The 13,317-nt window shown below is 62.4% G+C and carries 13 protein-coding genes; 8 read left to right on the forward strand and 5 right to left on the reverse strand.

The window, feature by feature from the left end:
- Positions 1-144 precede the first annotated feature (144 nt).
- The 3 genes from acnA to IB272_RS13105 all read left to right on the forward strand — a co-directional run bounded on the left by acnA (position 145) and on the right by IB272_RS13105 (position 4,533).
- On the forward strand, positions 145-2,835 hold the full coding sequence (acnA, locus tag IB272_RS13095; RefSeq protein ID WP_034802837.1) for an aconitate hydratase AcnA: 2,691 nt from the start codon (positions 145-147) through the stop codon (positions 2,833-2,835).
- A 205-nt stretch (positions 2,836-3,040) separates the two neighbouring features.
- Positions 3,041-3,814 (forward strand): thioredoxin family protein, encoded by a 774-nt coding sequence (locus IB272_RS13100; RefSeq protein WP_060521460.1) that lies wholly within the window; start codon positions 3,041-3,043, stop codon positions 3,812-3,814.
- 314 nt (positions 3,815-4,128) lie between these two features.
- On the forward strand, positions 4,129-4,533 hold the full coding sequence (locus tag IB272_RS13105) for a DUF2794 domain-containing protein (RefSeq protein ID WP_034802844.1): 405 nt from the start codon (positions 4,129-4,131) through the stop codon (positions 4,531-4,533).
- Positions 4,534-4,652: 119 nt separating this feature from the next.
- Here IB272_RS13105 and IB272_RS13110 read toward each other — a convergent pair whose 3' ends face one another.
- The 4 genes from IB272_RS13110 to IB272_RS13125 form a co-directional block, all read right to left on the reverse strand.
- Entirely contained in the window at positions 4,653-5,207 is a 555-nt protein-coding gene (locus IB272_RS13110) for a GNAT family N-acetyltransferase (protein WP_034802847.1), read from the reverse strand.
- Positions 5,208-5,330: 123 nt separating this feature from the next.
- Positions 5,331-6,077: a Bax inhibitor-1/YccA family protein gene (locus tag IB272_RS13115; RefSeq protein ID WP_034802850.1), complete on the reverse strand. Its 747-nt coding sequence runs from the start codon at positions 6,075-6,077 to the stop codon at positions 5,331-5,333.
- A 221-nt stretch (positions 6,078-6,298) separates the two neighbouring features.
- Positions 6,299-8,851, reverse strand: coding sequence for an ABC transporter permease (locus IB272_RS13120; RefSeq protein WP_113135844.1), 2,553 nt, complete (start codon positions 8,849-8,851; stop codon positions 6,299-6,301).
- On the reverse strand, positions 8,848-9,573 hold the full coding sequence (locus tag IB272_RS13125) for an ABC transporter ATP-binding protein (protein WP_034803135.1): 726 nt from the start codon (positions 9,571-9,573) through the stop codon (positions 8,848-8,850). The genes IB272_RS13120 and IB272_RS13125 overlap by 4 nt, the downstream gene beginning before the upstream one ends.
- 105 nt (positions 9,574-9,678) lie before the next feature.
- Here IB272_RS13125 and IB272_RS13130 point away from each other — a divergent pair, with 105 nt between their 5' ends.
- Together IB272_RS13130 and thpR are read left to right on the forward strand one after the other, a co-directional pair.
- Complete coding sequence (locus IB272_RS13130) at positions 9,679-10,281, forward strand: arylesterase (protein ID WP_234798767.1); 603 nt, start codon at positions 9,679-9,681, stop codon at positions 10,279-10,281.
- Positions 10,282-10,395: 114 nt separating this feature from the next.
- On the forward strand, positions 10,396-10,986 hold the full coding sequence (gene thpR / locus IB272_RS13135; protein WP_060521463.1) for an RNA 2',3'-cyclic phosphodiesterase: 591 nt from the start codon (positions 10,396-10,398) through the stop codon (positions 10,984-10,986).
- On the opposite strand, the gene IB272_RS13140 is transcribed toward thpR, so the two are convergent.
- Complete coding sequence (locus IB272_RS13140; protein WP_113135843.1) at positions 10,923-11,399, reverse strand: low molecular weight protein-tyrosine-phosphatase; 477 nt, start codon at positions 11,397-11,399, stop codon at positions 10,923-10,925. The genes thpR and IB272_RS13140 overlap by 64 nt on opposite strands.
- An 85-nt stretch (positions 11,400-11,484) precedes the next feature.
- Between IB272_RS13140 and IB272_RS13145 the strand changes: the two genes are divergently transcribed.
- The 3 genes from IB272_RS13145 to IB272_RS13155 all read left to right on the forward strand — a co-directional run bounded on the left by IB272_RS13145 (position 11,485) and on the right by IB272_RS13155 (position 13,167).
- On the forward strand, positions 11,485-11,802 hold the full coding sequence (locus IB272_RS13145; protein ID WP_034802855.1) for a 4a-hydroxytetrahydrobiopterin dehydratase: 318 nt from the start codon (positions 11,485-11,487) through the stop codon (positions 11,800-11,802).
- Positions 11,803-11,888: 86 nt separating this feature from the next.
- A complete protein-coding gene (locus tag IB272_RS13150; protein WP_034802857.1) occupies positions 11,889-12,266 on the forward strand; it encodes a YkvA family protein in 378 nt (125 codons plus the stop codon).
- A gap of 397 nt (positions 12,267-12,663) precedes the next feature.
- On the forward strand, positions 12,664-13,167 hold the full coding sequence (locus tag IB272_RS13155) for an invasion associated locus B family protein (protein WP_034803141.1): 504 nt from the start codon (positions 12,664-12,666) through the stop codon (positions 13,165-13,167).
- The last annotated feature ends 150 nt before the right edge of the window (positions 13,168-13,317 follow it).

Raw genomic sequence — 13,317 nt, forward strand, 5'->3', positions numbered from 1 at the left:
ATTTCATCCTAGCGCCGAACATGGAATGAATTTCCACGTACGGACAGCGGAAATGGCCGCACCCGCATCCCAATTCGCGCTTCACAGGCGCTCGGGCGTTCGTACGTCAGTTTTTGGCGATCAGACGGAACGGGGTATTATCCAGTGTCCAAATCCCTAGACAGCTTCAATTGTCGCTCCACGCTCACCGTCAACGGTGTCGACTACGTCTATTACAGCCTGCCCAAGGCTGAGGCGAACGGTCTCGCCGGCGTTTCCAAGCTGCCCTATTCGATGAAGGTTCTGCTCGAGAACCTGCTGCGCAACGAAGATGGCCGCTCCGTCACCAAGAAGGACATCGAGAACGTTGCCGCTTGGCTCAACGACAAGGGCACGGCTGAAAACGAAATCGCCTACCGCCCGGCCCGCGTTCTGATGCAGGACTTCACCGGCGTGCCTGCTGTCGTCGACCTCGCGGCGATGCGCGACGCCATGGTCTCGCTCGGTGGCGACCCGGAAAAGATCAACCCGCTCGTTCCCGTCGACCTCGTCATCGACCACTCCGTCATCGTCGACGAATTCGGCACCCCGAACGCCTTTGCCCGCAACGTCGAGCTCGAGTACGAGCGCAACGGCGAGCGCTACCGCTTCCTGAAGTGGGGCCAGCAGGCGTTCAAGAACTTCCGCGTCGTTCCGCCCGGCACCGGCATCTGTCACCAGGTCAATCTGGAGTATCTGGGCCAGACCGTCTGGACCCGTGAAGAAGATGGCGTCGTCACCGCCTACCCGGACACCTGCGTCGGCACCGACAGCCACACCACCATGATCAACGGTCTCGGCGTTCTCGGCTGGGGCGTGGGCGGCATCGAAGCGGAAGCTGCCATGCTCGGCCAGCCGGTCTCCATGCTCCTGCCTGAGGTCATCGGCTTCAAGCTCACCGGCAAGCTCAAGGAAGGCGTCACCGCGACCGACCTCGTGCTTATGGTCGTGCAGATGCTGCGCAAGAAGGGCGTTGTCTCGAAGTTCGTCGAATTCTTCGGCCCAGGCCTCGACAACATGACGCTCGCCGACCGCGCCACCATCGGCAACATGGGTCCGGAATACGGCGCCACCTGCGGCTTCTTCCCGGTCGACAGCGAAACCATCAACTACCTCACCATGTCCGGCCGTGAAGAGCAGCGCATCGCTCTCGTCGAAGCCTATTCCAAGGCTCAGGGCATGTGGCGTGACGGTGACGGTTCCGAGCTCGTCTTCACCGACACGCTCGAACTCGACCTCGGCGACGTCGTTCCGGCCATGGCTGGCCCGAAGCGTCCGGAAGGCCGCATCCCGCTCGAAAGCATCGCATCGGGCTTCGCAACCTCGCTTGAAGGCGACTACAAGAAGCCGGGCCAGCTTTCGAACCGCTATGCCGTCGAAGGTACCGATTTCGATCTCGGCCATGGCGACGTCGCCATCGCTGCGATCACGTCCTGCACCAACACCTCCAACCCGTCGGTCCTGATCGCTGCCGGCCTGCTCGCCCGCAACGCGGTCGCCAAGGGCCTGAAGTCCAAGCCGTGGGTCAAGACCTCGCTCGCACCGGGATCGCAGGTCGTCGGCGAATATCTCGCCAAGTCCGGCCTGCAGAAGGACCTCGACGCGCTCGGCTTCAACCTCGTCGGCTTCGGCTGCACGACCTGCATCGGCAACTCCGGCCCGCTGCCGGCGCCGATCTCGAAGACGATCAACGACAAGGGCCTGATCGCCGCCGGCGTTCTCTCGGGCAACCGTAACTTCGAAGGCCGCATTTCGCCGGACGTCCAGGCGAACTACCTCGCTTCGCCGCCGCTCGTCGTCGCCTACGCGCTTGCAGGTTCCGTCCAGAAGGACCTGACCAACGAACCGCTCGGCGAGGACCAGGACGGCAAGCCGGTCTTCCTCAAGGACATCTGGCCGACCTCCAAGGAAATCCAGGAGTTCATCTTCAAGTACGTCACCCGCGAACTTTACGCGACCAAGTACGCCGACGTGTTCAAGGGCGACGAAAACTGGCAGGCCGTTCAGGTTCCTCCGGGCCAGACCTATGCCTGGGACGACGGTTCGACCTACGTGCAGAACCCGCCCTACTTCGTCGGCATGGGCAAGTCCGGTTCGGGCATCTCCGACATCAAGGGCGCCCGCGTGCTTGGTCTCTTCGGCGACAAGATCACCACCGACCACATCTCGCCGGCCGGTTCGATCAAGGCGGCTTCGCCGGCCGGTGCCTACCTCATCGGTCATGGCGTCGGCGTTGCCGACTTCAACCAGTACGGCACGCGTCGTGGCAACCATGAGGTGATGATGCGCGGCACGTTTGCCAACATCCGCATCCGCAACCACATGCTCGGCCCGAACGGCAAGGAAGGCGGCTACACCATCCACTATCCGTCCAAGGAAGAGATGTCGATTTACGACGCCGCCATGCAGTACAAGGAAGAGGGCGTTCCGCTCGTCATCTTCGCCGGCGTCGAATACGGCAACGGTTCGTCGCGCGACTGGGCTGCCAAGGGCACCAACCTGCTCGGCGTCAAGGCCGTCATCGCGCAGTCCTTCGAGCGTATCCACCGCTCGAACCTCGTCGGCATGGGCGTCATTCCCTTCGTCTTCGAGGAAGGCACGACCTGGGAATCGCTGGGCCTCAAGGGCGATGAGATCGTCACGATCGAAAATCTCGCCAATGTCCAGCCGCGCGAAAAGCGCGTTGCCAAGGTAACCTACGGCGACGGCAGCGTGAAAGATGTGCCGCTCGTCTGCCGTATCGATACGCTGGATGAAGTGACCTACGTCAACAACGGTGGCATCCTGCAGACGGTTCTGCGCGACCTCGCCGCTTAATCGCGCGAGCGCATACAAGGCTCTGGAGCCGGGACGCCGAAAGGCGCCCCGGCTCTTTCTTTGAGGTGCACCGGCCAACGATCGGGTGCTGGATCGCGCTCACTTGCCATCTCACTCCAACGTGACTTCCCGTTGATGCAGGGGCGTCGTATGTAGTGAACTCCCCCACAAGGAGTAGGCCGCCGGCCGGTAACGAAGTGACGCCATGACATCCGCAGACCGTTCTTTCATTCGCCCTGTTGCACTGGCTTTCGGGCTGCTCGCAGCCGCCGGTGCCCCTGCCGGGGCGCAGGAGAAACAGGCGGTCAAGGGCGTTGTCGAACTGTTCACCAGCCAGGGCTGTTCGTCCTGTCCGCCGGCGGATGCGGCGCTGAAGTCGCTGGTCGACGAGGGCGATGTGGTGGCGCTCGCCTATCACGTCGACTACTGGAACTATCTCGGCTGGGCCGACACGCTGGCATCGAAGGAAAACACCGAGCGGCAATATGCCTATGCGCGCATGCTCGGGCGCAACGGCGTCTACACGCCCCAGGCGATCCTGAACGGCCGCGACCACTTGAACGGCGGCAACCTGCAGGCAATCAAGACGCGGCTGGAAACGATGAAGGCGGAAGGCAAAGGGCTTGCCGTTCCCGTCGACGCCAAGATCCTCGGCGAAGAAATCCAGATCACAATCGGTAGCGGCATCGGCAAGGCCAATGTCGTCGTCGTCTATTTCGACCGCGCCAAGATCGTGAAGATGGAGAAGGGGGAGAACAGCGGCAAGGAAGTCCCCTATTGGCATGCGGTGCGTGACATACAGACGATCGGCATGTGGGACGGCCAGCCCGCGTCCTTTACGCTGCCGGCGACGGTGCTGACCGAGCGCCCGGGAAACAGCGGCTGCGCGATCCTGCTGCAATCGATGAAGGACAAGGAAACGCCGGGTGCCATCATCGGCGCTGCGGCCGTGCTCGCCGGCCCTCAGGGCAAATTGTAGGGACGGCGAAGCGCAAGGGGTTGGTTCGGCCCGGCAGCATCGAGGGGCTGGGGCTGAGGGTTCGAAGTTACCGGACCGAACCGGCCATAACTGCGTTCGGTGAACTCCCGCAGCATGACGATCTGACCGGACATACGGTGGCAACGACTCTGTCCGTCAGCGCCCGCGAGTTTTGCGATGAATTGGGGCGCCGGTTTGACTGAAATGGGGCAGAGGCAAGAAATGACCTCATCGTCCCATGGCTTCCAGCTTGCTTTTCGGCTCGTGTCAGGCACACTGTAATCGTTCTGTCACAACAGAAGGCCGGATTGCCGATGACCGATGAGCCGGATTTGCCGCAAGGCGAGGCGCGCCATCAGCGCGAAACCACTTCCGAAGTGGTCGTCGATCTTCACGAATACAAGAACGCCAAGAACGCTCCCCCCATCACTTTCCATCGCCGCGAATTGGATCAGATCCTGTGGGTCTACGGCCGTATGGTCGGCGAAGGCGAGTGGCGGGACTACGCGATCGACCACCTGAGGGACCGCGCGGTCTTCTCAGTGTTCAAGCGTTCGGGCGAAATGCCGCTCTACCGGATCGAGAAGAACCCGAAACTGGCCGCGAAACAGGGCGCCTATAGCGTGCTGAACATTCACGGCACGATCCTGAAGCGCGGTCACGAGCTCGCCCAGGTGCTCAAGGTATTCGACAAGGTGCTGAGGCTGGTGGAAACCTGACCACCCGGGAAAGTGTGACATCAGGAGACGCCCGCCGACGTCACGGGCAGCAACGGCACGACCTGCCTACGGCGCGCTTCGAGGCGCTTCGCCGACTGACGTTCTTCAGCAAGCGATGGTCACTGGTAGAGGGTGTCCGGATAGACGTCTTCCGGCGGGTCGGTCGCCTGGCCCTCGCCGAGCGCGAGCTGCATGATCGTCGTGTCGAGCCAGCGGCCATGCTTGAAGCCGGTCGCTTTCATCGTGCCCTGGAGTTCGAAGCCGAGCGACCGGTGCACGGCGATCGAGGCCGGATGGGCACCGCCGATCACCGCGACCATCTGGCGGAAGCCGAGTTCAGTGCAACGCCGGACGAGTTCGACCAGCAGCGCCTTGCCGGCACCCTTGCCGCGCGCTTCCGGCGCCAGGTAGATGGAATCCTCGACCAGGAAGCGATAGGCCGTGCGCGTGCGGAAGCCGGATGCGTAGGCATAGCCGATGATCGTCCCGCCCGCGTCTACCGCAACCATGTACGGGTAGCCGCTGCCGATGATCGTTTCGAACCGCGCCCGCATCTCCTTTTCGGATGGCGGGTTGATCTCGTAGGTCGCAACCCCGTGCAACACGGATTCGCGATAGATCTCGGTGATGACGGGAAGATCGGCCAGGGTGGCGTCGCGCAGGGTCAGGGACATGGCTAAAGACTTTGATCCCAAGGTTTCGTCGTCCTTTCACTCCCACGGAGCCCGGACGCTTTCAAGCTGCTCCAGCAAACAAAAAAGGCGGCCAAAGCCGCCTTTTCCGTCTGCTGTTCAGACTTAGTTGTTCCGGTTGCCCATAAACTGGAGCAGGAACATGAACAGGTTGATGAAGTCGAGGTAGAGCGTCAGCGCGCCCATGATCGCCTTGCGGCCGGCAACGGTGCTGTCATCGGCTTCGTAGTACATTTCCTTGATCTTCTGCGTGTCGTAGGCGGTGAGGCCTGCGAAGATCAGCACGCCGATCACGCTAATCGCGAAGGCGAGCGCCGAAGAGGCGAGGAAGATGTTGACGATCGACGCGATGATGACCCCGAACAGACCCATGATCAGGAACGAGCCCATGCCGGACAGGTCCTTCTTCGTGGTGTAGCCGTAAAGCGACAGGGCGCCGAACGAGGCGGCCGTCACGAAGAACGTCTGAACGATGCTCTGGCCGGTGTAGATCAGGAAGATCGACGACAGCGACAGGCCCATCAGGGCCGCATAGATCCAGAACGTCGTCTGCGCGGCAGAAACGCTCATGCTATTGATGCGGAAGCTCATGAAGAACACGAGCGCCAGCGGCGCCAGCATCACCACCCACTTCAGCGGGCTCGTATAGATCGCAGCACCAAAGGCAGTCAGCTGGCCATCCGAAAACGCCATTTGGAAGGCCAGGTAGGCCGCGACGCCAGTGATCGCCAGACCAAGCGCCATCAGGTTGTAGACCTTCAGCATGTATGCGCGAAGGCCTTCGTCAATCACGGCACCCGCCTGAGCGCCGGCGGGCGACATTCGGGTTTGGTAATTTCTCAGATCAGCCATTGTTTCCTCATTCAAGCTCCGGTGGAAGTTACGGTGTCGGGCGGCGAATATCGCCCTGGAAGATGAGCTTCCACGCCCAGGCGCCGCTGCGGAGCTCCAGCATGCCTGTGGACAAATATGATGCCGAAACCCGCTGCACACAAGACCCGGCACTCCCGGATTCCGTTGCACCGGACCGATTCAGACCGGCGCAATAGGGATTTACGGTTAACTCGGCCCGGTCAAAGTTCGCGCAGGACCGGCGCCGCCTTCTGCCCGAGAATGCGCCATGTACCGGCAAGTCCGATGCCGACCGTCATCACCAGCGCTGCCACAACCGTCACGATCGCCACGTCGGGCAGGAAGCTCGACGGCAGCGTCATGATGCGGTTGACGACGAACCAGGCGGCGATACCGCCGGCAAACAGCGCAAAAACTGCGGTTGCAAGACCGAGGATCGCGTATTCGTAGCTGAACGCCTTGATCAGCGTCACCCGCGTTGCCCCCAGCGTCTTCAGGACCACCGCATCATGGACGCGCGCCCGGTTGCCGGCCGCAAGTGCGCCGGCCAGCACCAGCACGGAGGCGACGAGCGCCACGGCCGCGGCCGCCCGGATCGCCGTTGCCAGCTGACCGAGCAGCCCATTCACAATGTCGAGAGCGTCCTTCACCCGTACGCTGGTGATCGTCGGATAGGCATTGGTGACGGCCTTCAGGACCGCTGCCTCCTCTTCCGGCGTCGCCGACGGATCGATCACAGTCGCCAGCCAGGCATGCGGCGCGCCGGCAAAGGTGTTCGGCGAGAACACCATGACGAAGTTGATCGACAGCGATTCCCACTCGACATTGCGGAAGTTGGCAATCTTGGCGGTGATGTTGCGACCGAGCACATTGACGGTGACCGTATCGCCGATCTTCAGGCCGAGTTCGCCGGCCTCCTCGGACGAGAAGGAAACCAGGGGTTCGCCGCTGTAGTCGGCCGGCCACCAGGCGCCTTCGGACAGCGTCGAATTCTCCGGCTTGTTCTTGGCGTAGGTGATACCGCGGTCGCCGCGCAGCACCCATTGGCCTGCAGGCGGCACGTTGCGGCTGTTCACGTCCTCACCGTTGAAGGCGGTGATGCGGCCGCGCAGCATCGGCACCTCGATGACCTTGCCCTTCGGGATCGCCTGGTTCAGCACCGAGCGGAAACCTTCAATCTCACTGCCCTGGATATCGACGAAGAAGAAATTCGGCGCTCGCTCCGCCATGCTTCCGGTGAGTTCGCGGCGCAGATTGCCGTCGATCAGCGCCAGCGTCACCAGAAGCGCCAGACCGAGCCCAAGCGATAGCACCACCGAGGAGGTCAGCGCACCCGGACGGTGAATGTTGCCGATCGCCAGTCTGAGAGCCGGCGAATTGACCCGCGGGCTGCGGCGCGCGAGCCAGGCGATCGCGAGCGCAACGGCCCTGAGCACGATGAAGGCGAAGGCAATCGCGCCGAGGAAGACGAGCGAAATATAGCGGTCGTAAGCCGTAAAGATCGCCAGGCCGGCGAGCGCGGCAAGACACGCGACGGCGCCGAGCAGATAGGGCCAGGCCGGAAAACCCGAGGGATCGAAACCCTGCTGGCGGAAGAGTGCGGTCGCAGGAATGGCGCGCGCCCGTCCGAGCGGCAGGATGGCGAAGGTCAGCGCCGTCAGCACGCCGAACAGGGCGGCAAGCCCGAGCGCGCCCGGATAGAGATGGAAGGCGGTCGAAATCGGCAACAGGTCGGCCAAAAACTGCGCCGCGACAAAGGGGATCAGAGCTCCGAGCACGAGCCCGATAACGATGCCGATCAAGGCGATCATCAGGATCTGTGCGAGATAGATCATCGCCACCAAGGCGGCGGGGGCGCCCAGGCATTTTAAGGTCGCGATCACGCTGCGCTTGGCATCGAGATAGGCGCGCACCGCATTGGCGACGCCGACGCCGCCGACGATGAGCGCCGTCAGGCCGACAAGCGTCAGGAACTGCGAGAAACGCGTGATGTTGGCCGTCAGCGCCGGTGCTGCGTTGCCGCTGGTGCGGATCGACCAGCCGGCTGCCGGCTGGCTTTTCTCCGCCTCGGTGCGAACGGCCGCAACCCCTGCCGGATCGGCGAGCTTCACCTTGTATGTGTGCTCGACGAGGCTTCCGGTCTGCACCAGTCCCGTCGCCGCCAGGGCTTCGTCCGAGACCATCAGGCGGGGCGCGAAGCCGAAGCCGTCGGAAAGCGCATCCGGCTCGCGCGTGATCGTGCCGGCGATCCGGACACGGGCGTTGCCGAGAAGGATTTCGTCTCCGACCTTAACGTCCAGGCGGTCGAGCAGCAGAGGCGCCACGACCGCACCGAAGACATCGCCGTCGCGTGCGATGAGGTCGTGCAGCGGCCTGTCGGGTTGGCTTTCCAGCGTGCCATAGAGCGGATAGGCCGCATCGACGGCCTTCAGTTCCACCAGGGCTTGATTGGAACCGTCGGGCAGCCGCGCCATAGATCTCAGGCCAGCGGAAACCGCAACGGTCCCAAGACCATCGAGATAGGCGCGCTCTTCGGTCGTTGCGACACGATTGTTAAGCTCGAAGCGAATATCGCCGGCGAGCAGTTCCTGACCCTGCGATGCGATCGTCGCTGTGATCGACTGCGACAGCGAGTTGACGCCGGCAATCGCCGCCGTACCCAGCGCAATGCAGGCGAGGAAGATGTAGAAGCCCTTGAGCCCGCCGCGCATTTCACGCAGCGCCAGCCGCAGGGCAAGCAGCGGCCGCAGCCGTACCGAAGGCGCGCCGATCATGCCGAGGCCGCCTGCTGGACCGGCGCCACGGCCACGGGGTCCGCGGCGCCGCCGGCAACGATCTCGCCCGAGCGCACCCGCACCTGCCGCGCGCAGCGGTCGGCAAGGGCGGCGTCATGGGTCACGAGCACGAGTGTCATGCCGCGGTCACGCTGTTCGGCGAAAAGCAAATCGGCGATCTGCCGTCCGGTTTCGGCGTCGAGGTTGCCGGTTGGTTCGTCGGCGATCAGAAGCTTCGGCGAGGGCGCAAGCGCCCGGGCGATCGCAACGCGCTGCTGCTCGCCGCCCGAGAGCTGGCCGGGATAATGGCTGAGCCGCTCGCCGAGGCCGACGGCGACAAGCTCCTTGCGCGCGATCTCGAAGGCGCCCGGGACATTGGCCAGTTCGAGCGGCACGGCGACGTTTTCGAGTGCCGTCATGTTGGGAATGAGGTGGAAAGACTGGAAGACGATGCCGATGTTGCGCCCGCGAAAGTCCGCAACCCTGTCCTCGTCGAGCCGGTGCAGCGGCGTGCCGTCGATGACGATCTCGCCGCGATCCAGCCGCTCGAGCCCGGCAAGCACCATCAGCAAAGTCGACTTGCCTGAACCGGACGGGCCGACGATGCCGACCGATTCTCCGGCATTGATCGTCAGGCTCATGCCTTTCAGCACATGCACCGAGGCGGCCGCCTCGCCCAGCGTCAGATCCGCGTTTTTAAGTTCGATGATGGTGCTGGCCAAGCGAAACAACCCTATATGAAACGAAGTGGGGAACAGAAACGGCATTCGGGATTTAGGAACAGGCCCATGGCATTAAAAGGATTTCAACGGGTTTTCTTGGCACTGATGATGACATTTGCGTTATCATGCACCGCACGCGCCGAGACGATCAGCCTCATCGGGTTCGGCGACAGCCTGATGGCGGGTTATCAGCTCCCGCCGGAGGACGCCTTCCCGGCCCGGCTCGAAAAGGCGCTGAAGGAAAAGGGCTTCGACGTGACGATCGCGAACGCCGGCGTTTCCGGCGACACGAGTTCCGGCGGTCTTGCCCGCATCGACTGGTCGGTGCCGGATGGTACCAAGGGCGTGATCCTCGAGCTTGGCGCCAACGACGCGCTGCGCGGCATCGCGCCTGAAGAGACCCGCAAGAACATCGAGGCGATGATCACCCGGCTGAAGGACCGCGGCATCGCCGTGCTGCTCGCCGGCATGATGGCGCCGCCGAACATGGGCGCCGACTACGCCGCCCGCTTCAACCCGATCTATCCGGAACTCGCCAAAAAATATGGGCTGGAACTCTATCCGTTCTTTCTCGACGGCGTGGTGACGGAGGCCAAGCTCAAGCTCGAAGACGGCATGCATCCCAATGGCGACGGCGTCGGCGTCATGGTCGAGAAGGCCCTGCCCGTCGTCGAGCGGTTTCTGGCAACGCTGAACAAGACGGAGTGATGACATCGTCCACAGTTAAGGCAACGTTAATATTCTGAAGCGTCAAATACCAGTTGCGTGCAGATGCGATGCGTGATTCGCTAAGACATCTGCAAGAGATTCGGGGAGCTCGCCATGCCGAGACTATTCACCGCCCTCGAAATTCCGCGCAATGCTGCAATGAGTCTTTCATTGCTGCGCGGAGGTCTTCCCGGAGCTCGCTGGATCGATGTGGAGAACTACCACATCACCCTGCGCTTCATCGGTGACGTCGACTGGCGCACCGCCGACGAGATCATCGACAAACTCGATCGCATCGAACGTCCTGAATTCCAACTGCAACTGAACGGCACCGGCGCCTTCGGCTCGAAGAAGCCCCACTCGGTCTGGGCCGGCGTTACCAACCATCCGGAAATGTATGCGCTGCAGGCCGAAATCGAGCGCATCTGCCAAAGGCTCGGACTGGGGCCGGACCCGCGCAAGTTCACCCCGCACGTGACGCTGGCGCGGCTGCGCTCCAGCCGTGTCGAAGACGTGGTCGAGTACCTCTCGGGGCGCGGCAACTTCATGACCTCGCTCTTCACGGTCTCCCGCTTCGTGCTACTCTCGTCGCGCGATTCAGTCGGCGGCGGACCGTACCTGACGGAAGAGGTTTTCCCGCTTCACGAGGTGCGTTCGCCGAGCCTTTCGAGCAACGACGAACATCCGGCCTCCAGCATCTGGTAAAGCGCCTCGAAGGCTTCCCGCCCTTCGTAATAGGGATCCGGCACGTCCCGCAGGTCGCCTGACGCATAATCGAGAAAGAGATGCACCTTCTGCGCCGTGCCATCCGGCGCGAACCTTTTCAGCGTGCGGACATTGTTCTCGTCCATGCCGAGGATGAGGTCGAAATCACTGAAATCTGCCGCGGCCACCTGGCGTCCGCGCAGCGCAGAAATATCGAAGCCGTGCCGCCGCGCCGTCTCTATCGATCGCCGGTCCGGCGGATCGCCGATATGCCAGGCGCCGGTTCCGGCCGAATCGATCTCCAGCGCTAAAGCCAATCCCTTTTGCACCGCCAACGCGCGCAACACGCCCTCGGCAAGCGGCGACCGGCAGATGTTGCCGAGACAAACGAAAAGAACTCTGACTGGTTTCATGCTATTCAGATTCGAACGCTGGAGACAGTTGACGCTTATACGCGACAGCTCGGGCTTCGAACAGGCGCATGGGAGGAGACAAGCAATGGCAGCGGAGAGACTGGACGAGGCGACGATTGCCGACAACCTTCACAAGATGGAAGGTTGGGTGCGGGCCGAAGACGGCAACTCGATCTGGAAGGCGTTCCGCTTCAAGAACTTCGTCGAGGCCTTCGGCTTCATGACCGAATGCGCGATCGTCGCCGAGAAGCTCAACCATCACCCGGAATGGTTCAACGTCTACAATCGCGTCGACGTAACGCTGACGACCCATGACGCCGGCGGATTGAGCGAACTCGACTTCAAGCTGGCGGCGCGCATGGACAAGGCTGCGGCAGGCCGCATGCCCGATCATTTGAAATAGGACGCGGAATTCCCATATTGAAAGCGCCGGAGCGCCGCGCGTTCACGAGAACGCCTGGCGCCCGAGAATATAGCGGAAGCGGGACGATGGACGACATCAAGATTGGTGAAATTCTCTTGCCTGGCGAAGAATCCGAGCAGGAGCGGCGGGAAAAGCGCGTGAAGCGCCGCTTCTGGCCGACCTTTCGCCGAGCTGCCCGCCAGATCCCATTCAGCCGCGACCTGGTTGCCGCCTATTACTGCGCCATCGATCCGAAGACCCCGACACGCACCCGCGGCATCCTGCTTGCAGCCCTCGCCTACTTCGTGCTGCCGATCGATATCATCCCCGACGTGCTGGCCGTCGTCGGCTTCTCCGATGACGTTGCCGTCTTGACCGCGGCCTTTGCTGCCATCAGCGGGCAGATCAAGGAAACGCACTATACCAAGGCCGACGAGACGCTGGCCGATACGCCGGAGAGCTGACGCCGGACGCCGCCTGTCCGGTTGTGGCGCCGCATTCCCGCCCGAAAGTCAAACTCTTGCCTAATTCTTTGTGGCATAGATCTGCAAGTGACGCTGGTCGCGCGCTTTGGTGCGGCTGACGCCATGCAATGGCTTGGGGCAGGAAACCTTCTGGAACGGGCATTCCGAGGCAACGCGCATCCTCGATCGAGCCCGGTTCGGCGAAGGCGCGAATCGGCGGTCGAAAGGCACTGTGCGATGGGGCAAACCGCTCCATTTCGGGGCTAAAGCCGCGGTTTTCGGCCACCGTTGACGGTTTGGTAACCTGAATTAAGTCAAAACAAATCAAATCATGACTACGCGTCGCCCGTCTGACCTGTTTCGGGTGATCGAAAAGCAAGAAAAGCGGCAGGACCTCATGTTTGTAAGAAAGATCGCAACCGCAATCGCACTCGTTCTGGCCACCGCCAGCATGGCTGCCGCCCAGTCTCCGACGCGCATCCAGCAGTTCAACGCCTGGGGCGCCTATTCCTACAATGCCGGCGGCGGCAAGGTCTGCTACGTCCTTTCGGTTCCGAAGGAAAAGAGCCCGGCCGGCGTCGACCATGGCGACATCTTCTTCCTCGTTTCCCAGCGCCCCGGCCAGAACATCAGCTACGAGCCTCAGGCAATGATGGGCTATGCTCTGCAGGAAAACTCCAAGGTCAACGTCGTCATCGACGGCCGCACCTTCGTGATGTTCACCAAGGGCAATTCGGCCTGGGTCGAAAATGCTGCCGAAGAGCCGGCACTGGTTGCCGCCATGAAGAACGGCAAGGCCATGTCGGTCAACGCCAAGTCGCGCAAGGGTACCGCGACCTCCTACTCCTACTCGCTCTCGGGCATCTCCGCTGCGCTGAAGCAGATCGAAGCCTGCAAGTAATCGCGAGACCGAAAGTCACGCGTAGGGGCCGGCTGCAAAGCCGGCCTTTTGCGTTCAAGGGGCCTGCCTCGTGACTCCCAGCCAAAACAATGCTAAAGGGCGGCCAACTTGAGAGCCTCCGCGCCCCGATAGGCCGCTTTCGATGGCTCG

This window comes from Ensifer sp. ENS08 (genome assembly GCF_014852195.1).
Lineage (GTDB): Bacteria > Pseudomonadota > Alphaproteobacteria > Rhizobiales > Rhizobiaceae > Ensifer > Ensifer adhaerens.

Excerpts from the sequence above, each read along its gene's own strand:
- IB272_RS13100 (WP_060521460.1), top strand. The coding sequence starts at position 3,041 with ATGACATCCGCAGACCGTTCTTTCATTCGCCCTGTTGCACTGGCTTTC.
- IB272_RS13105 (WP_034802844.1), top strand. The coding sequence starts at position 4,129 with ATGACCGATGAGCCGGATTTGCCGCAAGGCGAGGCGCGCCATCAGCGC.
- IB272_RS13110 (WP_034802847.1), bottom strand. The coding sequence starts at position 5,207 with ATGTCCCTGACCCTGCGCGACGCCACCCTGGCCGATCTTCCCGTCATC.
- IB272_RS13115 (WP_034802850.1), bottom strand. The coding sequence starts at position 6,077 with ATGGCTGATCTGAGAAATTACCAAACCCGAATGTCGCCCGCCGGCGCT.
- IB272_RS13120 (WP_113135844.1), bottom strand. The coding sequence starts at position 8,851 with ATGATCGGCGCGCCTTCGGTACGGCTGCGGCCGCTGCTTGCCCTGCGG.
- IB272_RS13130 (WP_234798767.1), top strand. The coding sequence starts at position 9,679 with ATGATGACATTTGCGTTATCATGCACCGCACGCGCCGAGACGATCAGC.
- thpR (WP_060521463.1), top strand. The coding sequence starts at position 10,396 with ATGCCGAGACTATTCACCGCCCTCGAAATTCCGCGCAATGCTGCAATG.
- IB272_RS13140 (WP_113135843.1), bottom strand. The coding sequence starts at position 11,399 with ATGAAACCAGTCAGAGTTCTTTTCGTTTGTCTCGGCAACATCTGCCGG.
- IB272_RS13145 (WP_034802855.1), top strand. The coding sequence starts at position 11,485 with ATGGCAGCGGAGAGACTGGACGAGGCGACGATTGCCGACAACCTTCAC.
- IB272_RS13150 (WP_034802857.1), top strand. The coding sequence starts at position 11,889 with ATGGACGACATCAAGATTGGTGAAATTCTCTTGCCTGGCGAAGAATCC.
- IB272_RS13155 (WP_034803141.1), top strand. The coding sequence starts at position 12,664 with ATGTTTGTAAGAAAGATCGCAACCGCAATCGCACTCGTTCTGGCCACC.